General features: G+C 67.6%; 17 protein-coding genes and 3 tRNA genes. 12 read left to right on the plus strand and 8 right to left on the minus strand.

Translation table 11 applies throughout. The features are described from left to right. Positions 1-71 precede the first annotated feature (71 nt). The 4 genes from argG to EDC62_RS02385 all read right to left on the minus strand — a co-directional run bounded on the left by argG (position 72) and on the right by EDC62_RS02385 (position 3068). Complete coding sequence (argG, locus tag EDC62_RS02370) at positions 72-1427, minus strand: argininosuccinate synthase (RefSeq protein ID WP_124220058.1); 1356 nt, start codon at positions 1425-1427, stop codon at positions 72-74. A 25-nt stretch (positions 1428-1452) separates the two neighbouring features. After that, positions 1453-1770 carry a pyrimidine/purine nucleoside phosphorylase gene (gene ppnP / locus EDC62_RS02375; RefSeq protein ID WP_124220060.1) on the minus strand — a complete coding sequence of 106 codons (318 nt, stop codon included), beginning with the start codon at positions 1768-1770 and terminating at the stop codon, positions 1453-1455. Positions 1771-1844: 74 nt separating this feature from the next. Continuing rightward, positions 1845-2633, minus strand: coding sequence for a glycine zipper 2TM domain-containing protein (locus tag EDC62_RS02380; protein WP_245968713.1), 789 nt, complete (start codon positions 2631-2633; stop codon positions 1845-1847). Positions 2634-2711: 78 nt separating this feature from the next. Continuing rightward, positions 2712-3068 (minus strand): ArsC family reductase, encoded by a 357-nt coding sequence (locus EDC62_RS02385; RefSeq protein WP_124220062.1) that lies wholly within the window; start codon positions 3066-3068, stop codon positions 2712-2714. Between the two features lie 22 nt (positions 3069-3090). Between EDC62_RS02385 and pip the strand changes: the two genes are divergently transcribed. From pip to EDC62_RS02435, 10 genes are all read left to right on the plus strand, one after another. Then, on the plus strand, positions 3091-4044 hold the full coding sequence (pip, locus tag EDC62_RS02390) for a prolyl aminopeptidase (RefSeq protein WP_124220064.1): 954 nt from the start codon (positions 3091-3093) through the stop codon (positions 4042-4044). Further along, positions 4041-5336 (plus strand): bifunctional tetrahydrofolate synthase/dihydrofolate synthase, encoded by a 1296-nt coding sequence (folC, locus tag EDC62_RS02395; RefSeq protein WP_124220067.1) that lies wholly within the window; start codon positions 4041-4043, stop codon positions 5334-5336. Before pip ends, folC begins: the two co-directional genes overlap by 4 nt. Before the next feature lie 11 nt (positions 5337-5347). Next, the gene (locus EDC62_RS02400; RefSeq protein WP_124220070.1) at positions 5348-6211 is read left to right on the plus strand and encodes an SPOR domain-containing protein; all 864 of its coding nucleotides are present in this window, start codon (positions 5348-5350) and stop codon (positions 6209-6211) included. A gap of 15 nt (positions 6212-6226) precedes the next feature. Then, positions 6227-6724 carry a CvpA family protein gene (locus EDC62_RS02405; protein WP_245968714.1) on the plus strand — a complete coding sequence of 166 codons (498 nt, stop codon included), beginning with the start codon at positions 6227-6229 and terminating at the stop codon, positions 6722-6724. Between the two features lie 66 nt (positions 6725-6790). Continuing rightward, positions 6791-8299: an amidophosphoribosyltransferase gene (gene purF, locus EDC62_RS02410; RefSeq protein WP_124220072.1), complete on the plus strand. Its 1509-nt coding sequence runs from the start codon at positions 6791-6793 to the stop codon at positions 8297-8299. A 42-nt stretch (positions 8300-8341) separates the two neighbouring features. Further along, positions 8342-9538 carry an O-succinylhomoserine sulfhydrylase gene (locus EDC62_RS02415; protein ID WP_245968715.1) on the plus strand — a complete coding sequence of 399 codons (1197 nt, stop codon included), beginning with the start codon at positions 8342-8344 and terminating at the stop codon, positions 9536-9538. Beyond that, on the plus strand, positions 9535-10926 hold the full coding sequence (gene gltX / locus EDC62_RS02420) for a glutamate--tRNA ligase (protein ID WP_124220076.1): 1392 nt from the start codon (positions 9535-9537) through the stop codon (positions 10924-10926). Before EDC62_RS02415 ends, gltX begins: the two co-directional genes overlap by 4 nt. A 74-nt stretch (positions 10927-11000) precedes the next feature. Continuing rightward, a tRNA-Ala gene (locus tag EDC62_RS02425) sits at positions 11001-11076 on the plus strand. A 31-nt stretch (positions 11077-11107) separates the two neighbouring features. Further along, positions 11108-11183 (plus strand) — tRNA-Glu (locus tag EDC62_RS02430). 86 nt (positions 11184-11269) lie between these two features. Next, positions 11270-11346: transfer RNA gene (locus EDC62_RS02435), tRNA-Asp, on the plus strand. Between the two features lie 177 nt (positions 11347-11523). On the opposite strand, the gene EDC62_RS02440 is transcribed toward EDC62_RS02435, so the two are convergent. The 3 genes from EDC62_RS02440 to EDC62_RS02450 form a co-directional block, all read right to left on the minus strand. Next, positions 11524-13197: an acyl-CoA synthetase gene (locus EDC62_RS02440; protein WP_124220078.1), complete on the minus strand. Its 1674-nt coding sequence runs from the start codon at positions 13195-13197 to the stop codon at positions 11524-11526. An 82-nt stretch (positions 13198-13279) separates the two neighbouring features. Further along, positions 13280-14767 carry a 23S rRNA (uracil(1939)-C(5))-methyltransferase RlmD gene (gene rlmD / locus EDC62_RS02445; protein ID WP_124220081.1) on the minus strand — a complete coding sequence of 496 codons (1488 nt, stop codon included), beginning with the start codon at positions 14765-14767 and terminating at the stop codon, positions 13280-13282. A 195-nt stretch (positions 14768-14962) separates the two neighbouring features. Next, positions 14963-17524 carry a DNA internalization-related competence protein ComEC/Rec2 gene (locus tag EDC62_RS02450; RefSeq protein ID WP_124220083.1) on the minus strand — a complete coding sequence of 854 codons (2562 nt, stop codon included), beginning with the start codon at positions 17522-17524 and terminating at the stop codon, positions 14963-14965. Positions 17525-17781: 257 nt separating this feature from the next. Here EDC62_RS02450 and EDC62_RS02455 point away from each other — a divergent pair, with 257 nt between their 5' ends. Then, positions 17782-18249 (plus strand): RidA family protein, encoded by a 468-nt coding sequence (locus EDC62_RS02455; protein WP_124220085.1) that lies wholly within the window; start codon positions 17782-17784, stop codon positions 18247-18249. A gap of 148 nt (positions 18250-18397) precedes the next feature. After that, the gene (locus EDC62_RS02460; RefSeq protein ID WP_211330895.1) at positions 18398-19003 is read left to right on the plus strand and encodes a bactofilin family protein; all 606 of its coding nucleotides are present in this window, start codon (positions 18398-18400) and stop codon (positions 19001-19003) included. Positions 19004-19032: 29 nt separating this feature from the next. On the opposite strand, the gene EDC62_RS02465 is transcribed toward EDC62_RS02460, so the two are convergent. Then, the gene (locus EDC62_RS02465; protein WP_211330897.1) at positions 19033-20097 is read right to left on the minus strand and encodes an extracellular catalytic domain type 1 short-chain-length polyhydroxyalkanoate depolymerase; all 1065 of its coding nucleotides are present in this window, start codon (positions 20095-20097) and stop codon (positions 19033-19035) included. Positions 20098-20136 lie beyond the last annotated feature (39 nt).

Here is a 20136-nt window from a genome sequence, read left to right on the forward strand (position 1 = left end):
GCGTTGCCAAAAAGCCGTCCACGAGGCCGGCTTTGCTGGGAGAGAGCCTGCGGGCCCGCTCGGGTAGCCGTTCAGTCGCCTGAACCCGCGCCGCCCTTGTCGCCTTCGAGTCGCAGCATCTGCGCGCCCTCGCCCAAAGACAGCAGACCCGCCTTCGCATAAATCCCGAGCTTGGCCCGCGTGTCGACGATGTCGAGGTTGCGCATGGTGAGTTGGCCGATACGGTCCGCCGGCGTGAAGGGTGCGTCTTCCACCTTCTCCATCGACAGACGCTCGGGCGCGTAGGTGAGGTTGGGGCTCTCGGTGTTGAGGATGGAGTAGTCGTTGCCACGGCGCAGTTCGAGCGTCACTTCGCCGGTGATGGCACGGGCCACCCAGCGTTGCGACGATTCCCGAAGCATGATCGCCTGCGGGTCGAACCAGCGGCCCTGATAGAGCAGGCGGCCCAGCTTGCGACCGTTCTCGCGGTACTGCTCGATCGTGTCTTCGTTGTGGATGCCGGTGACCAGGCGCTCATAAGCGATGTGCAGCAGCGCCATGCCGGGGGCTTCGTAGATGCCGCGGCTCTTGGCTTCGATGATGCGGTTCTCGATCTGGTCGCTCATGCCCAGGCCGTGGCGGCCGCCGATTTCGTTGGCCTTGAGGATGAGCGCGACCGGATCGTTGAAGCTCTGGCCGTTGAGGGCGACCGGCTGCCCTTCCTCGAAGCGCACCGTGACCTCTTCGGGCTTGACCTCCACCTCGGGCTTCCAGAACGCCACGCCCATGATGGGGTTGACGATGCGTATGCTCGAAGACAGGCTCTCGAGATCCTTGGCCTCGTGCGTCGCGCCCAGCATGTTGCTGTCGGTGCTGTACGCTTTTTCGACCGACATCTTGTAGTCGAAGCCGTTCTGGATGAGGAACTCGCTCATCTCCTTGCGGCCACCGAGCTCGTCGATGAAGCGCTGATCGAGCCAAGGCTTGTAGATCTTCAGGCTCGGGTTGGTCAGCAGGCCGTAGCGGTAAAAGCGCTCGATGTCGTTGCCCTTGAAGGTGGAGCCGTCGCCCCAGATGTGGACATCGTCTTCCTTCATCGCGGCGACCAGCATCGTGCCCGTGACGGCGCGACCGAGCGGCGTGGTGTTGAAATAGGTGACGCCCGCCGTGCTGATGTGGAAAGCCCCGCACTGGATGGCGGCAATGCCTTCGTGCGCCAGCGGCAAGCGGCAGTCGATGAGGCGGGCCTTCTCCGCGCCATAGGCCATGGCTTTGCGCGGGATCTCTTCGTAGTCGCTCTCGTCGGGCTGGCCGAGGTTGGCGGTGTAGGCATAGGGGATCGCGCCCTTTTGCTTCATCCACAGCAGCGCGGCGCTGGTGTCGAGGCCGCCCGAGAAAGCGATGCCGACTTTTTGCCCAACGGGCAGGTTCTGGAGTATGGTGGCCATGGGTCTGGATGCGAAAGCTCAGGGCTCAGCCGAAATGGCAGATGTAGTGATACACGTCGCGGACGCGAATCTCGAACGAGGAATTGCCCGGAACGTGAAAGCGCTCCCCGGGCCCGGAAGTCATCCAGGCGTCGCTGCCGGCGAGTTTGTATTCGCAGCTGCCGGCCACGCACTCCATGATTTCGGGTGCGCCGGTGTTGAAGGTCAGCGTCGCGGGCAGGATGACTCCCACCGACTTGGCCGTGCCATCCGGCAAAGTGAAGCTGTGGCTGACGCATTTGCCATCGAAGTAAACATAGGCCTTCGTGCGTAGCGTCACGCCGGGAATCGACTCGGTGATCATCTCTTGCGCCTGGGTCAAAAAGGGGCGATTTTACGCCCGGACCCTGTACCCCAAGGCGTGCCGAATCTTTGTTCTCAGCGCCAGCCGCGGTGGTGATGGGGGTAGCCGTGCACGCTGCGGCCGATGACATAGCCCAGCCCCAACGAAATACCCACCGGCACCACATACGACGAGGGCGCGACATACGCGACGGGCGGCGCCGCATAGACCGGGGCGCTGTAAACCGGCGCGGGGGCAGCATAGGCCGGGGGATAGGTCGGCGCATAAACCGGCGCAGGCTGCGCGGGCACGGCCTGCGGCACTGCGTAACCTTGCCCGTACGTCTGGCTGTTGCCCGGTTCAAAGCCCGCAGGCCCGTATGGCGCGACGGGCGCGGCCCCCACCGGCGTCACCTGAAGCCGCAGCGTCGGGCCCGGGTCGTCAGGCATCTGCGTCTGGTACTGGCGGCCGCCGTATTCGTAGACCACGTTCCAGGCCACCGGGCGGTTCTCGTAGATCGTCTGGGTGCTGCATTCGGTGACGTTTTGCACCTGCGCGGCACCGCGGCCCTCGATTTGGTCACCCACGACCGCACCCCCCAGGCCACCGAGCAGTGTGGCCGCGGCCCGGCCCATGCCGCCGCCAAGGGCATTGCCGATGGCGGCGCCGGCAATCGCACCCATGACCGCGCCGCCCCCCGTGCGCGCCGGCGCCACGGTCACGGGGCGCTGGCTGCAGACCTGCTGGGGCACGGCGACCTGCTGCAGGATGGGGGTGCTCGAGACCACGCGCGCGATCTCGTCGGCCATCGCCGGGCCCGCGGGCAGGCTTGCCGCCACGAGCAGGCCGCTCCACATCAGCTTCTTGTTCCAATTCATCGCCATCGTGCGTTCTCCTTCGGCGTCCACCGCGGACCCCCGCGCCATTTGACGCCCGAGGCACGGCCAGCGTTGACCCAACGCTCAGATTTTCTGTAAAGCCTCGGTAAACATCGTTTCATCGAAGCCCACGGTGATGCGTCCGTCGCCCCAATCGACCACCGGGCGCTTGATGACACTGGGCTGGGCCTGCATCAGCGCGAGCGCCCCCGCCGCATCGGCCGCACGGGCTTGCTCGGCGGCGTCGAGCCGGCGCCAAGTCGTGCCCTGGCGGTTGAGCAGTCGCTCCCACCCGACGGCCTGGGCCCAGCGCGCGAGTTCCGCCGCGGGCACGCCGAGCTTCTTGAAATCATGGAACTGATAGGCCACGCCGCGGGCGTCGAGCCAGGCCCGGGCTTTTTTGACCGTGCCGCAGTTGGGAATGCCGTAGAGTGTGATCATCCGAATATTCTGGCACGCAAACATGACGGACACCCCCCTGCTCTACCCGCCGATCGAGCCGTACCGCACCGGCTGGCTCGACACCGGCGACGGCCACGAGATTTACTGGGAGCTGTGCGGCAACCCCGCCGGCCGGCCCGCCGTGTTCCTCCACGGCGGCCCCGGCGCGGGCTGCTCGCCCGAGCACCGTCGGCTGTTCGACCCGCAGCGCTACAACGTGCTGCTCTTCGACCAGCGCGGTTGCGGCCGCTCGCGCCCCCATGCGAGCCTCGAGCACAACACCACCTGGCATTTGGTGGATGACATCGAGCGCCTGCGCGCGATGCTGGGCGTCGATCGCTGGTTGGTGTTCGGCGGCTCCTGGGGCAGCACGCTCGCACTCGCCTATGCGCAGCGGCACACCGGGCGTGTCTCGGCGTTGATCCTGCGCGGCATCTTCACGCTGCGCCGATCCGAACTGCATTGGTATTACCAGGAAGGCGCAAGCTGGGTGTTCCCGGACCTGTGGGAGGAGTTCCTCGCGCCCATACCGCCCGAGGAGCGCGGCGACCTCATGGCGGCCTACCGGCGCCGCCTGACCGGAGCCGACCGTGCCGAGCAACTGGCCTGCGCGCGCGCCTGGAGCCTCTGGGAGGGGCGCACCATCCGCCTGCTGCCCGACCCGCAAGCGGAAGCCCACCACGGCGAAGACGACTTCGCGCTCGCCTTTGCGCGCATCGAAAACCACTACTTCGTGCACCACGGCTGGCTCGCCGAAGGCCAGTTGCTGCGCGACGCCCCGCGACTGCGCGACATTCCGGGCGTGATCATTCAGGGCCGCTATGACATGTGCACGCCCATGCGCAGCGCCTGGGACCTGCACCGCGCCTGGCCCGAGGCCGATCTGCACATCATCCCCGATGCCGGACACGCCTGGCTCGAACCGGGCATCCTGCGCGCGCTGCGCGCCGCCACCGACCGTTACGCCCAAGCATGACCGATCTCGATTCCTGGCTCGCGCATTGCGAGCGACTCCACCCCAAGACCATCGACCTCGGCCTCGAGCGTGTGGCGGCCGTCGCCGCCCGCCTCGGGCTCGCCTTCGACGCCACGGTGGTCACGGTCGCCGGAACCAACGGCAAGGGCTCGACCTGCGCCATGCTCGAAGCCATCGCACGCGAGGCCGGCTACCGCACCGGCACCTACACCTCCCCGCATCTCGTTCATTTCGAGGAACGCTGCCGCATCCAGGGCGCGCCGGTGCCTGCGGAGAGTCTCGTTGCGCATTTCGAGCGGGTCGAGCAGGCGCGCGAGGGCATGCCGCTGACTTATTTCGAATTCACGACGCTTGCCATCCTCGACCGCCTGGCGCGCGCCGGCCTGGACCTCGTCATCCTCGAAGTCGGGCTCGGTGGTCGTCTCGACGCGGTCAACATCGTCGACCCCGACTGCAGCGTCATCACCAGCATCGACCTCGACCATATGGACTTTCTCGGCCCTGACCGGGAGGCCATCGGGCGCGAGAAAGCGGGCATCATGCGAACCGGTCGCCCCGCCATCGTCAGCGATCCGCGCCCCCCGCAAAGCGTGATCGATTATGCGCGCGAGATCGGCGCCGATCTCTGGCTCGCCGGTCGCGACTTCCGGGCGTCGGGCGACCGGCAGCAATGGGCATGGCAAGGCCGCAACCGCCGGTATGCCGGTCTGGCCTACCCGGCGCTGCGCGGTGCCAATCAGTTGCTCAACGCTGCCGGCGTTTTGGCCGCGCTCGAAGCGCTGCGAGCGCGTCTTCCGGTCAGCGCCCAGGCGATCCGCAACGGCCTTGCAACGGTGGATTGGCCGGGCAGGTTCCAGATCCTCCCGGGCTCGCCCACGCTGGTGCTCGATGTCGCGCACAATCCCCACGCGGTCGCAGCCTTGGCCGAGAACCTCGACGCAATGGGCTACTACCCCCGAACCCACGCGGTTTTCGGTGCCATGTCCGACAAAGACATCGGCGGCATGCTCGGCCGCGTCAGCCCCTTGATCGACCACTGGTATTTCTGCGACCTGCCGACGCCGCGCGCTGCAGCCGCCGCCGAGCTCGAAAAGCGCTGGTTGGAACACTCGGAACGAGCCCCCAACGGCGCGAGCGCCAGCCGACACGCCGACCCCGTGGCCGCCCTGCAAGCCGCGCTCGCCGCCGCAGACCCGGCTGATAGAATCGTAATCTTCGGCTCCTTCTTCACGGTGGGAGGCGCCTTGCAAGGTGGCCTGCCGCGGCTGCAGGCCAAGCACCTCACCGCTTGAGCCTCGCACGCATGCCATTGCCCAAATTCTCCTTCCCCGGTTCGCGCGGCCGTGCCGAAGCGCCCGCCGCTGACAGCGTCGAGGCCCTGCGCCGGCGCGCCCGGCAAAGGCTCATCGGCGCCATCGTGCTCGTCCTCGTCGCGGTGATCGGCTTTCCGCTGGTCTTCGACACGCAGCCACGACCCGTCAAGGTCGATCTCCCGATCATCATTCCCGACCGCAACCAGGTGCCGCCGCTGCGCGTCCAACCGGCTTCGGCGGCGACTGCGGCGGTCATGGCTTCGAGCTCCGGCGGACCCCGGCGCGACAGCGAAGCCGCCCCTTTGAGCGCTCAAGCCGCACTCGACGCCAAAGAAACGTTGGTCGAAACACCCCGCCCCAAGCCTGCGGCAAGCGCGCCAGTGCCCGCCTCAGCTCCCGCCTCGGCGCCCGCGGCCGCGAGTCCCCGGCCAGCCGCTCCAGCGCCGGCCCCGGCGGCCTCGAAGCCTGCGGCTGCCACCGCCAAACCGGCGTCTCAGCCGTCCTCGCGCCCGAGTGCGCCGCCGAAGCCTGAGCCCGCCAAGTCTTCGGCGGCGGACGAAGCCGCCCGCGCACGGGCGCTGCTCGAAGGCAAGAGCAGTGCGGCGCCGGCGGCGGCCGCCGCGTCGGCCCGCTACGTCGTTCAGGTCGGCGCATTCTCGGACGCGGCCAAGGCGCGCGAGGTCCGCCTCAAAGTCGAGAAGGCGGGACTCGTCACCTACACCCAGGTGGTCGAAACCGCCGAAGGCAAGCGTATCCGCGTGCGGGTCGGCCCCTACGCCGACCGTGCGGCTGCCGATCATGCGGCCGAACGCATCCGCTCGCTCGGTCTGTCCGCAGCGATCCTCACGCTGTGAAAGCGCACACCTGCCATGGCCGCACTGACGCTGCTGGACTGGATCGTCGTTGCCATCCTGCTCGGCTCGGTGCTGCTCGGTGCGTGGCGCGGATTTCTCTACGAGGTCGTGACGCTCGCGGGCTGGGTCGTCGCCTTCGTCGCGGCGCAGACCTGGGCGGCCGATCTGGCCGTGCATCTGCCGCTGTCGGGCAGCACCGGGGGCTTGCGTCACGCGGTGGCTTTCGTCTTGATCTTCATCGGGGGCGTGTTCGGCGCGGGCCTCTTCGCCGCGCTGATTCGGCGTTTGCTCGGGGCCGTGGGGCTACGGCCGGTGGACCGCGCTTTGGGGGCGGGCTTTGGCATTTTGCGTGGCCTTGCGCTGTTGCTGGCGATCGGCTTTGTCGCGCACTGGACGCCCCTGCACCGCACCGAATTCTGGCGCCTGTCCGCCACGACGCCCTGGATCGACTCCACCGTGCGGTCGTTCGTGCCCTGGGTCGAGGCCTGGACGGCGCGCGCCGAGGCCAGCTGACCTGGCCCGGGGCTTGAGCCCCGATGCCCCCAAAACCTGAGTTTCAACCATTGGAATCGAGCGAACATGTGTGGAATCGTTGGCGTCATCAGCACCACTCCGGTCAATCAGCTGATCTACGACGCGCTGCTGCTGCTGCAACACCGCGGGCAGGATGCCGCGGGCATCGTCACGCAATTGGGGCACAAGTTTTTCATGCACAAGGCGCGCGGCATGGTGCGCGACGTCTTTCGCACGCGCAACATGCGTTCGCTGCCCGGCAGCAGCGGCCTCGGACAGGTGCGCTACCCGACCGCCGGCAACGCCTACAGTGAGGAAGAAGCGCAGCCTTTCTACGTCAATGCGCCGTTTGGCGTGGTGCTGGTGCACAACGGCAACCTCACCAACGCGGCAGCCCTCAAGTCGGAACTGTTCAGCACCGACCACCGTCACATCAACACCGAGAGTGACTCCGAAGTTCTGCTGAACATCTTTGCCCATGAGCTCGCGCAGGCCACCGACGGCCTGCCGCTGACGGCCGAAGACGTGTTCAAAGCGGTGCGCGGCGTCCATCGCCGGGTTCGCGGCTCCTATGCCGTGATTGCGCTGATCGCGGGCCACGGCATGGTGGCCTTCCGCGATCCGTACGGGATACGACCGCTGTGCATGGGCCGGGGTGAGGACGGAACGGTGATGTTTGCCAGTGAATCGGTCGCCCTGGAAGGCACGGGGCACCGGTTCGAGCGCGACGTCGCACCCGGCGAGGCCATCTTCGTGAGTCTGGACGGCCAAGTCCAGGCCCAGCCCTGCGCTGAGCACACCGTGCTCTCGCCCTGTATTTTCGAGTTCGTTTATCTGGCACGCCCCGACTCGGTACTCGACGGCATCTCGGTCTATCAGGCGCGCCTCAACCTCGGGGAAACGCTGGCCAAGCGCGTGATCTCGACCGTGCCGCCGAGCGAAATCGACGTGGTGATTCCGATCCCCGAGTCGAGCCGACCGAGTGCCATGCAGCTGGCGCAACTGCTGGGCCTTCCGTACCGCGAAGGATTCGTGAAAAACCGGTACGTGGGCCGCACCTTCATCATGCCGGGGCAGGCCGTGCGCAAGAAGAGCGTGCGCCAAAAGCTCAACGTCATCGCCAGCGAGTTCCGCAACCGCAACGTGCTCCTGGTCGACGATTCGATCGTTCGGGGCACCACTTCCAAGGAAATCGTTCAAATGGCTCGGGATGCCGGAGCGCGCAAGGTGTTCCTGGCGAGCGCCGCGCCACCGGTGCGCTACCCCAACGTCTACGGGATCGACATGCCCACGCTCGACGAACTGGTCGCGCATGGCCGCACGGTCGAAGAGGTGCGTGCGATCATCGGCTGCGATGCCTTGATCTACCAGGATGTCGACGCGATGAAGCGCGCGGTCGGCTCGATCAACCCGAACATCCAGGGCTTCGATGCCTCTTGTTTCGATGGCATCTACTGCACCGGCGACATCACCGTCGAAGATCTCGAACGCATGGCGCAGGAGCGCCGCAGCGCCGGCACCGAAGACGCCGAAGATACGTCCCGACTCAATCTGCCCAATGCCTCGGCTCACTGAAGTCGTGCCCTGCCGCCCCCGATGAAGCCACACGAGCCCCAAATGCCGGAATTTCACCGCGACACGCTCGCCGTGCGCGCTGCCGTCGAGCGCAGCGCCTATGGCGAGAACAGCGAGGCGCTGTTTCTGACCTCGAGCTTCGTCCAGCCCGACAGCGCAACCGCAGCGCGGCGTTTTGCGGGCGAAGAGGATGGCTATATCTACTCGCGTTTTTCAAACCCGACGGTCGCGAGCATGGAACAGCGCCTGGCGGCACTCGAAGGCGCCGAGCGTTGTGTCGCCACCGCCAGCGGAATGGCGGCGATTCTGCTGCTGTGCCTCTCGCAACTGAAGGCGGGCGACCATGTGGTGTGCTCACGCTCCGTCTTTGGCGCGACGATCAAGCTTCTGGGCAGCGATCTGGCGCGCTTTGGTGTCGAGACGACTTTGGTCTCGCAAACGGATCTTGCGCAGTGGCGCGCTGCAATCCGCCCCGGCCGCACCCGTTTGCTGTTTGCCGAGACCCCGACCAACCCCTTGACCGAGGTCTGCGACATCCGTGCGCTGGCCGACTTGGCGCACGAAGCCGGTGCGCTGCTCGCGGTCGACAACTGTTTTGCCACCCCGGCGCTGCAGCGTCCGATGGAATTGGGTGCCGATGTCGTCGTCCACTCCGGCACCAAATACCTCGATGGCCAAGGAAGGGTCGTCGCGGGCGCGTTGTGCACCGGAGAGGCCATCGCCCAAAGCTGTGTTTCGACACTGCGCAGCGCGGGCATGAGTCTTTCGCCGTTCAATGCCTGGGTGGTGCTCAAGGGCATGGAGACGCTCTCGCTGCGCATGCAGGCGCAATCGGCGCGTGCCCTGGAACTCGCGCGATGGCTGCAGCAGCATGCGGGCATTGCGGCCGTCCACTACCCGGGTCTACCGTCGCACCCGCAGCACGCGCTGGCGATGGCGCAGCAGTCCGGCCTGGGCGGCGCCGTCGTCTCGTTCGAACTGCGCGCGAGCACGCCTGAGCAGGCCCGCGCGCGCGCCTTCCATGTCATCGACTCGACCCGGATGCTGTCGATCACGGCCAATCTGGGCGACGTCAAAACCCTCATCACCCACCCGGCCAGCACTTCGCACGGCCGGCTCACCGAGGAACAGCGCCAGGCGGCCGGAATCAGCCAAGGCTTGATCCGCATCGCCGTGGGCCTCGAGCATCTCGGCGACATCCAATCCGACCTGTTGCGTGGTCTTGAAACCCTGCCATGAAAAATCCTGCTGTCCGCACCCGATTCGCCCCTTCGCCCACCGGTTTCATCCATCTCGGCAACATCCGCTCGGCGCTTTATCCCTGGGCGTATGCGCGCGCCAATGGCGGCACCTTCATCCTGCGGATCGAGGACACCGACCTCGAGCGCTCGACGCAGGCTGCGGTGGACGTGATCCTCGAGAGCATGCGCTGGCTGGGCATGGACCCCGATGAGGGCCCCTACTACCAGATGCAGCGCATGGATCGCTACAAGGAAGTGCTGGCCCAGTTGCTCGCCGAAGGCCACGCCTATCCCTGCTACATGAGTCAGGCCGAACTCGAGGCTCTGCGCGAGCGCCAGATGGCCGCGAAAGAAAAGCCTCGTTATGACGGCACCTGGAGACCCGAGCCCGGCAAGACACTGCCGCCCGTTCCTGAAGGCGTCCGGCCGGTCTTGCGCTTCAAAAACCCCAAGGATGGGGTGGTGGCCTGGGACGACAAGGTCAAGGGGCGCATCGAGATTCGCAACGAGGAACTCGACGACCTCGTGATTGCCCGTGCCGACGGCACCCCGACCTACAACTTCTGCGTGGTGGTCGACGACATGGACATGCGCATCACGCACGTGATTCGCGGCGATGACCATGTCAACAACACCCCGCGGCAAATCAACATCTTCCGTGCCCTCGGGCACGAGCCGCCGATCTACGCGCACCTGCCGACGGTGCTCAACGAGCACGGCGAGAAGATGAGCAAGCGCCACGGGGCCAAGGCGGTCACGCAATATCGAGACGAGGGCTTCCTGCCCGACGCCATGATCAACTACCTGGCCCGCCTGGGCTGGAGCCATGGCGACGACGAAATCTTCACGCGCGAGCAGTTCCTGCAGTGGTTCGATCTGGAACACTTGGGTCGCAGCGCCGCGCAGTTCGACGAAGCCAAGCTCCGTTGGGTCAATGCGCAGCACATGAAGATGACCGAGGACGCCAAGCTCGCGCCACTGGTGGCCGAGCAGCTCGCACGCATGGGCATCGCGGCCGATGATCGCTTGAGTGCGATCTGCGGGCTGTTCAAAGATCGCTGCGACACCACCGTCGCGCTTGCACAGTGGGCGCGGCCTTACTACGCCGAGGTGCATCCAAGTGAAGCCGACCGCGCGCAGTACCTGACCGATGCGGTGCGGCCGGCCTTGGCCGCGCTGGCCGAGCGGCTGGCGAACTGCGACTGGACGAAGGAAGGGATTGCGGCGGCCATCAAAGCCGTGCTTGCCGAGCATCAGCTGAAAATGCCGCAACTGGCCATGCCGGTGCGGGTGCTGGTGATGGGGACGCCGCAAACCCCGTCCATCGACGCGGTGCTGGCCCTGTTCGATCGAGAAAAAATTTTGGAGCGGCTCGAAAACGCATAAAAATCCCTCTATAATGCGAGTCTCGACGCGAACGAAGCGCATCTCTGAGTCAGAAATGCTAGGCTTCGGTGCAGGGGGGTATAGCTCAGCTGGGAGAGCGCTTGCATGGCATGCAAGAGGTCAGCGGTTCGATCCCGCTTACCTCCACCAACAGCGTCGAATGGATACGTCCAAAGGTTTTGACCCTATCGTCTAGAGGCCTAGGACATCACCCTTTCACGGTGAGTACCGGGGTTCGAATCCCCGTAGGGTCGCCAAACAGGCTTGGCTCTTCGAGCGAAGAGGCCAACCATGAGGCACAAGTCGTCAGCACTTGGCTCGCAAGAGCAAACGCTGGCTGCCAGGAGTGGTAGTTCAGTTGGTTAGAATACCGGCCTGTCACGCCGGGGGTCGCGGGTTCGAGCCCCGTCCACTCCGCCAAACTTTCTGAGGTCTTCCTCACGAATGCCCGCCCTTCGGCGGGCATTTTTTTGGCAACGCTAAACCAGTCCCCCACGCGTCGCGCATTCCAGCTGCGGGCGCGCGCCATCGCGGGAACTGGTTCAGCGTTGCCTTGTTCCTGCCCGCAGACAGCCGCGGCGGCACCCTCGTGGCTCGTCACACGTCGATCGCTTGCGCGGAGCCCGTACGCTGACGCAATTCGAATTTCTGAATCTTGCCGGTGCTGGTCTTGGGTAGTTCGCCAAACACCACGGCACGCGGGATCTTGAAGCCGGCAAGGTGTTGCCGGCAATGGCGCACGATGTCTTCGGCCGTGAGGCTCGCGCCCGGTCGCAGCTCGATGAAGGCGCACGGGGTTTCGCCCCACTTCGGGTCGGGCCGCGCGACGACCGCGGCGGCGGCCACGTCGGGATGGCGGTAGAGCACGTCCTCGATTTCGAGCGAGGAGATGTTTTCGCCGCCGGAGATGATGATGTCTTTGCTTCGGTCCTTGATCTTGATGTAGCCGTCGGGGTGCTGGACGGCGAGGTCGCCGCTGTGGAACCAGCCACCGGCAAAGGCTTCGCGCGTGGCCTGCGGGTTCTTCAGATAGCCCTTCATGGTGATGTTGCCGCGAAACATGATTTCGCCCAGGGTTTCACCATCCCAAGGCACGGGCTGCAGGGTCTCGGGGTCGAGCACGCGGGCGTCGCGCTGCAGGTGGTAGCGCACGCCTTGGCGCGCATTGAGGCGCGCGCGCTCGGCCACGTCGAGTTCGGCCCACTCGGGGTGTTTCGCGCAGACCATCGCCGGCCCGTACACCTCGGTGAGCCCATAGACATGCGTGAGGTCAAAGCCGAGCCGGTCCATGCCTTCGATCAGCGAGGCCGGTGGCGCCGCTGCGGCCACCATGGCGCGGATGCCGCGGGGCAGGCCGGCGCGCTCGGATTCGCTCGCGTGGACCAGCATCGCGTGCACGATGGGGGCGCCGCAATAGTGGGTGACGCCGTGCGTGCGCATGGCCTCGATCATGCCCCGGGCATCGACGCGCCGCAGGCATACGTTCACGCCCGCTCGCGCGGCGATGGTCCACGGGAAGCACCAGCCATTGCAGTGGAACATGGGCAGCGTCCACAGATACACGGGGTGCTTGGGCATGTCCCATTCCAGGATGTTGCTGAGCGCGTTGAGCGCTGCGCCGCGGTGGTGATAAACGACGCCCTTGGGGCGCCCGGTGGTGCCGCTGGTGTAGTTGAGCGCGATCGCATCCCACTCGTCGCGGGGCCAGACCCAGGCAAACGCGGGGTCGCCTCCAGCGAGTAAGTCTTCGTAGCCCATGGCGCTCAGCCTCGCGCGCGCACGCTCGATGTCCCCCCGCGGGGCCTGCGCCTCGTCAAGCGGGTCGTGGGCTTCGATGACGAGGATGGGCTCGGGGCGCTCACGGAGCTCGAGCGCCTGCGCGACGACCGGCGCGAATTCGGTATCGACAATGATGGCCTTGGCCTCGCCGTGATCGAGCATGTAGGCAATGCTTGCCGCCTCGAGCCGGGTGTTGAGCGTGTTGAGCACGGCGCCGGCCATGGGCACACCGAAATGCGCCTCCACCATCGGCGGCGTGTTGGGCAACATCACCGCGACGGTGTCGTTCTTCGCGATGCCTGCTTGCTGCAGCGCACCGGCCAGCCGGCGGGCGCGGGCAGCGGTCTCGCGCCAGGTTTGCCGCTGCTCGCCATAGACGATGGCCAGCCGCTCGGGGTAGACCTCGGCCGTGCGTTCGATGAAGGCGAGCGGCGTCAGCGGCGCAAAGTTCGCCTCGGTGCGGGGCAGGTCCTGGTCAAAAATGCTGGGCATGGCGGCTCCTCGGGCAGGTGCCGCCATTGTGCGCAGCCTGCGCACCGTGCCGACCGGGGATTTCCCGCGGCCCGGGGGGTCGTCAAACCGTCGCGGCGGCGCGCTCGAACACCGCGACGCTCTCCACATGCGCGGTGTGCGGGAACATGTTCACCACGCCGGCAGCCGTGCAGCGGTAGCCGGCTTGGTGCACGAGCAGGCCGGCGTCGCGCGCGAGGGTAGCCGGGTTGCAGCTGACGTAGACGATGCGCTGCGGGGGCTCCCAGCCCTGGGCCGCGGCGGGCAGCGGCGCTGCGCCTTCGGCACCCATGCGCGACTGGTGCAGCTCGGCCAGGGCTTTGACCAGCGCGAACGCGCCTTCGCGCGGCGGGTCGACCAGCCATTTGTCGGCGCTGCCGTCGGCGACGAGCATCTGGGGCGTCATCTCGAAGAGGTTGCGCGCTACGAATTTCGTAGCACAGAGTGACGGAATCACGCCGGGGTTTTGCGAATTTCGCTCAAAATTTTGCTGCGCGCGCTCGACCAGTGCCGCGCTGCCCTCGATGCCAAGCACCTCGCGCGCCTGGGTGGCCAGCGGCAGGGTGAAATTGCCCAGACCGCAGAACCAGTCAATCACCCGCTCGTGCGGCTGCGCGGCCAGCAGGCGCAGCGCGCGGCTGACCAGCACCCGGTTGATGTGGGGGTTGACCTGCGTGAAGTCGGTGGGCTTGAAGGGCATGGTGATGCCGAACTCGGGCAGGCGATAGGCAAGCTCCGGCCCGCCTTCGTCAAGGAGGTGCACCGAATCGGGCCCCTTGGGCTGCAGCCACCATTGCACGTCGTGTTGGAGCGCAAACGCGCGCAGCCGCGCAGCGTCATCCTCACTGAGCGGCTCCAGGTGCCGCAGCACCAATGCCGTCACCGCGTCACCGCAGGCGAGCTCGATCTGGGGGCAGGTTTCGCGCGCATCCATGCTGCCGATCAGCGCGCGCAGCGGAACCAAAAGTGCGCTCACCTGAGCGGGCAGCACCGAACAGCTGCGCATATCGGCGATGTAGCGGCTTTTGCGCTCATGAAAGCCGATCAGCACTTCGCCCTTGCGGTGCACATAGCGCACCGCCAGCCGCGCGCGGTAGCGATAACCCCAGGCCGGGCCCTCGATGGGGCGCAGCAGGGTCTCGGCGCGCACCTTGCCGAGATGCCAAAGATTGTCTTCGAGCACGCGCTGCTTGACCGCCACCTGCGCGGCCGGATGCAGATGCTGCATCTTGCAGCCGCCACAGGCGCCCGTGTGCAGGCCGAAGTGCGGGCAGGCGGGGCGCACGCGCTGGCTCGACTCGCGGTGGATGGCGGTGAGGGTGGCCGCCTCCCAGTTGTTCTTCTTGCGGTGCACCGAGGCGCTGACGATCTCGCCAGGCAACGCGCCCTCGATGAACACCACCTTGCCATCGGGGCGGCGGGCGATGCCCTGGGCTTCGATGTCGAGCGCGTCGACGCGCAGCCAGCCTTCGGGCAGCGCGGGCGCCGCGTCGCTGCAAGGGGCGGTGGCTTCGGGAGAGGTCAGGGCTTGGAGGTCGGAATCGTCACTCATGGGGCGATTGTCTCAGCCCCGGCGATGCGTCAGGGAAACGCTGAATCAGTTCCCGTGATGGCGCGAGCCCGGCCGCGGGATGGGACGCGAGGCGCAAACCGCAGCCATAGCCGAAGCGATGGCGAGGATCTGCTTTCGACGCAGACCGCCCGCAGCCGGGATTCGCGCTGCGCGAGGGACTGGTTCAGCGTTGCCCTATTCAGCGTTTCCCAAGGGCGGTGCGCGGTGCTGCCAGTAATGCGGCACGCGCTCACGCTCGCAAACCATGCGGCCCGGCTCGGCCGAAGACCATTGCGCCGCGCCGCAGTGGACGGAGTCGATGACCTGGATGCCGCGCGCCTGGTAGCGTGCCAACACCTCGGGTGCCGGGTGGCCGTAGCGGTTGCGATAGCCCGCCTGCACCAGCGCCCAGCGCGGCGCGACCGCGTCGAGGAAGGCGGCGGTCGACGAGGTTTTGCTGCCGTGGTGCGGCACCAGCAGCACGTCGCTACGCAAGGCCTGCGCCTGCCCGGCGCGCGCAAGCACCGCCGCTTCCTGAGCGGCCTCGATGTCGCCCACGAGCAGCGCGCGGTGTTCGCCGTTGTCGACGTGCAGCACGCAGCTCAAGGCGTTCGTCTTGCGCGCGGTGGCGTAGTCCTCGGGCACGGGATGCAACACCTCGAAGCGCACGCCGTCCCACACCCAGCGTTGGCCCGCGACGCAGCGGGTGGCCGGACGCACGGCCTGCAGTTCATGCTCGGGCTCGATGGAACTCAGCAGCGTCGCCCGCGGCTGCATGCGCAGCACGGCGCGCGCGCCGCCGGTGTGGTCGGCGTCGCGGTGGCTGAGCAACACCATGTCCACTGGCTCGCCCAGCGCCCGCAGCAGCGGCACCAGCACGCGTGTGCCGGCATCGCTTCCGCTGGAGAACCGCGGGCCGCTGTCGTAGAGCAGCGTGTGCCCAGCCGTGCGCACCAGCACCGCATTGCCCTGCCCGATGTCGGCGGCCAACAGTTCGAACTGCCCGGGCGCCGGCCGTGCGACCGGCCACAGCAGCACGGGCAAGAGCAGCGGCAGGCCCATGAGGCGCACCGGCACCGGCAGGCGCAGCACCAGGAGCAGCGCGCCCACCACGCCCACCGCCCCCACCCACCAAGGCGCTGCGGGCACCGAAAGCGTCGCCCAAGGCAAGGCCGAGAGGGCCTCGAGCAGCGCCATCAGCGGCGTCAGCGCCCAAGCCGAAAGCGTCCACAGCGGCGGCGCCAACACGCCGCCCAAAGCCAGCGGCGTGACCACCAGCGTCACCCACGGAATCGCGACCAGATTGGCCAGCAACCCCACCAGCGACACCTGTCCGAACAGCAGCAGGGTCAGCGGGGTGAGCGCGAGCGTGACCACGCCCTGCTCGCGCAGCAGAGCGGACACTTTGGAAAGAATCAGGCGCTTTACCGGTGTGTTTCGGTCTTCTTGTGCTTTCAAATCCGTAGCAAACAGAACGCCGACCGCGACGAAGCTCAGCCAAAAACCCGCCTGCAGTAGGGCCCAGGGGTCCAACGCCACCACCACCGCCAGGGCCAGCAGCCACACCGTGGGCCACGGCCACGGCCGTCCCAGCAGGCGCAGCGCCACCATGACCGCCAACATCAGCACCGTGCGCTGCGCGGGCACACCCCAGCCGGCAAACCCAGCGTAGGCTGCGGCGAGCAGCAACCCACCGACCGCCGCCGCCGTCGGCGCGGGCAGCCACAGACACAGCCGCGCGCTGCGCCGCCAGAGCGCGCCCACCACCAGGCCCGCCGCCCAGGCAAACAGCGTGATGTGCAGGCCCGAAATGCTCATGAGATGCGCGACGCCCGTCGTCCGAAACACCTCCCAGTCGGCGTGCTCGATGGACGACTGGTCGCCCGTCACCAGTGCCGCGAGCACGCCGGCGATGCGCGCGCGCGCACGCCCGGCTGCCTCGGTATCCCCATCGTCGTCGGGCGTGGAACCCGCGCCGACGCGGTCCTCAATCGCATCACGCACGGCTTGGCGCGCCTGCTCCACCGGGTGTCGTGCGGTCGCCTCCAGGCGCTGGGGCGGCGCATCGCGCAAGGCCACGCGCACGCTGCCGGTGGCCCGTATGCCCTGCTCCCACAGCCAGAGCTCGGCGTCGAAGCAGTGGGGGTTGCGGCTGCCGTGCGGGGCCCGCAGAGTCGCCGTGAAACGCCAGACCTCGCCCGCGCGCAGGTCAGCCGGCTGGCGGTACACATCGAAGCGCTCGCCGTCGGCCGCGAGCTGCGGCCCACCCCACCAACCCAAGAGCACGCGCGCAGGGACGTGCACCGGTTCACCGGCGAGCGTGCGGGCTTCGGCCACGTCGAAGACGAAACGCAAACCCTGCGCCTGCCGGGTGGGCATGGCCGCCACCATCCCGGTGAGCACGAGGCGCTGGCCCTCCAGCGAGGCCGGCAAAGCCTGTTGCGCCAGCCACACCGCCCGCAAGCCGGTTTGGGAAAAGCCCAGGCCCAGCGCCAGCACGAAGACACTGCCCCAACCCAGGACGGCCCCCGCCTTGGACGAGCGCCGACGCCCGACCCACACCAGCGCGAGCCCTGCGCCAAGGCTGGCCGCGAGCAGCCCTGCATAGCGCCCGGCTGGGGCCAGCACCGGCTCGCCAAGTTGCAGCGCGCAACCCAGCACCCAGCCCAGCAAGGCCACGGAGCCCAGCCAAAAGGCCCAGCCACCGCAGGCCGGGGCTGGGGCTGGGGTCTCTGGGCTTGGGGGCTGGCGCTCCATGCGGGGATGTTAGGACAACGCCCGTGCCCTAGGGCAACGCTGAACAAGTTCCTCGCGCGCCGCGCATCCCGGCTGCGCGCGGTCTGCGTCGTTGCAAATCCTCGCCATAGCTTCGGCTATGGCTGCGGTTTGCGCCTCGCATCCCAGCCCGCAGCCGGGCGCGCGCCATCACGAGAACTTATTCAGCGTTGCCCTAGACTCGCCAGTCTGCACCGGCCCGCGGTCGGTGAAGCTGCACTCTGAAAGGACTCTGACCCATGAACGTCTACGACAAACTCGCCGAACTCGGCATCACCCTGCCCCCTGTCGCCACGCCTGCCGCGGCCTATGTGCCCTTCGTGCAGACGGGCAAACTGGTTTTCCTCTCGGGCCACATCGCCAAGAAAGATGGCAAGCCTTGGGTCGGCCAGCTCGGGCGCGACATCAGCACGGCCGAGGGCCAGGCGGCGGCACGCGCGATTGCCGTCGACCTCATGGGCACGCTGCACGCCGCCTGCGTGGCCGCCGGCACCGACCTCAACGGCGTGGCGCGCATCGTGAAGGTGATGAGCCTGGTGAACTCCACCGGTGACTTCACCGAGCAGCACCTGGTCACCAACGGCTGCTCGGAGCTGCTGGGCCAGGTTTTCGGTGCCAAGGGTGCGCACGCCCGCAGCGCCTTCGGCGTGGCGCAGATTCCGCTGGGGGCGTGCGTGGAGATCGAGCTCATCGCCGAACTGGCCTGAAGCCGCTTCGGCGAGCTCGCGCGACGGCACGGGCCAGGCCGTCGCATTTCGTGACCCTTCTTGCGTGTGGCGCGGCGCTTGTAAGCAGGCTGCGGCCTAGCATGAAAGCCTCATCACATCCTCCACGCAACGCAAGAGGCACCCACCCATGGCCACCCCATTTTTCAGCAAACGCGAACCCGAACTCACGCCCGCCGCCCACCCGAGCGCAGGTTCATCCGGCCCATCGGCCGCAGGCCCGCTGCGCGCCGGCAGCCCCACGGCTGCCTCGCAGCGCACCGGTCTGAACCCCGCCGCATGGGCACCGGACGCGGCGTCCGGTGCAGCGGCCTCGGCGACCGCGTCGGCAGCCGGCGCGCCGGTGCGCGAGGGCGGCAGCCGGCTCATCGTTGGCCCCAACATCAAGCTCAAGGGTGTGGAAATCACCGACTGCGACACCCTGGTGGTGGAGGGGCTGGTCGAGGCCACGATGGATTCGCGGCTGATGCAGATCGCGCCCATCGGGGCGTTTCAGGGTTCGGCGCAAATCGACACCGCGGAGATTCATGGCGCCTTCGACGGCGACCTGACGGTGCGCGACAAGCTCGTCATCTACGCCACCGGGCGCGTCAGCGGCACCATCCGCTACGGCAAGCTCGTCATCGAGGAAGGCGGCCAACTCTCAGGGCAGATCAGCTTCGGCACCGGCGACAAGGCGCGCAGCGCCACTGCGGCGGCCAACGCTGGCGCGCCGGGCGGGCTCAAGGCGGCTTGAGCGGTTGTGGGCGAATCCTTCCCGCCCGCTCAGCGCGGAGCGCTGCTGGCGGCGAAGAAGTCCCAGATCAGCCGAGCGGCGTCGAAGGCCGTCGAGCTTGGTGCCTTGCCGCGGCGGGAGACGCCGCCGGGCCAGGAGTGGCCGCCGCTGTCGGTCACGCACAGCTCGACCCGCACGCCCTGGGCGCAGCGGGCGTAGGCCTCGCAGCTCGCGCCCGCGAAGCTCTGGGTGCGCTGCGGCGCGCCCTCGCAGCGGTCGCGCTGCGCCCAGCGGCGCATGGTCTCGGGCACCGAGGTGAAGTCGGTGACCTTGTTGGCGTCGCGGAAAGCGCCAGGACCTGCGCCACCTTCGAACAGCACATGGTCGTCGTCGCGAGCGTGGATGTGCAGCACCGACACCGGCCGCGCCGGCGTGCACTGCAAGGTGTTGTCGGTGCCGGCCACGCTGGCGACGGCGCGGAACAGGTCAGACGCCTCGCAGGCGAGCCGGTAGGCCATCATGCCGCCATTGGACATGCCAGTGGCAAAGATGCGCGCCGAGTCAATGTGCGCGTGCGCCTGCAGCTGCGCCACCACGGCGCGCAGGAAACCCACATCGTCCACCTGGCGGTCGCGGGCGTCGCCGCAGCAGGCCCCGGCATTCCAGGTGGCCAGGCGCCCGCCGGCAAAGCGGCTGTAGCCGTTGGGGAAGGCGACGATGAAGCCGCCTTCATCCGCCGCGCGGATGAGGCCGTAGCGCGCATCGTCGGCCATGAACTCGGCAAAGCCACCCCCGCCATGCAGCGCCAGCACCAGCGGCAGCGGCTGCCCCGCCTCGGCCGCCCGCGGCACGTGCACCACCACCTTGCGCTCGAGACCTTGATGCGCCACGCGGATTTCATGGTCGCCTGGTGTGAGAGGCAGCGCGGCGGCGGCTGGCGTTGGCGCGGTCGCCGCGCGCCGCTGTGCGATGCGCTCGCGCAGCGAGAGCCGCCCCTCCTCGGCCTGCGCCGGCAGGCTCATTGCAGCCAACGAAAGCACCAGCGAGAGGGCAGACACCCCGGCGCGCGCACGCCACGTGGCTTTCCGGCGACCCTGAAATGCTTGTTTTTTCATAGCATAAACGCACCATTTCACGTCGGCCTCTTTCGGTTT

This window comes from Tibeticola sediminis (assembly GCF_003843835.1).
In the GTDB taxonomy this organism is placed as follows: domain Bacteria; phylum Pseudomonadota; class Gammaproteobacteria; order Burkholderiales; family Burkholderiaceae_C; genus Tibeticola; species Tibeticola sediminis.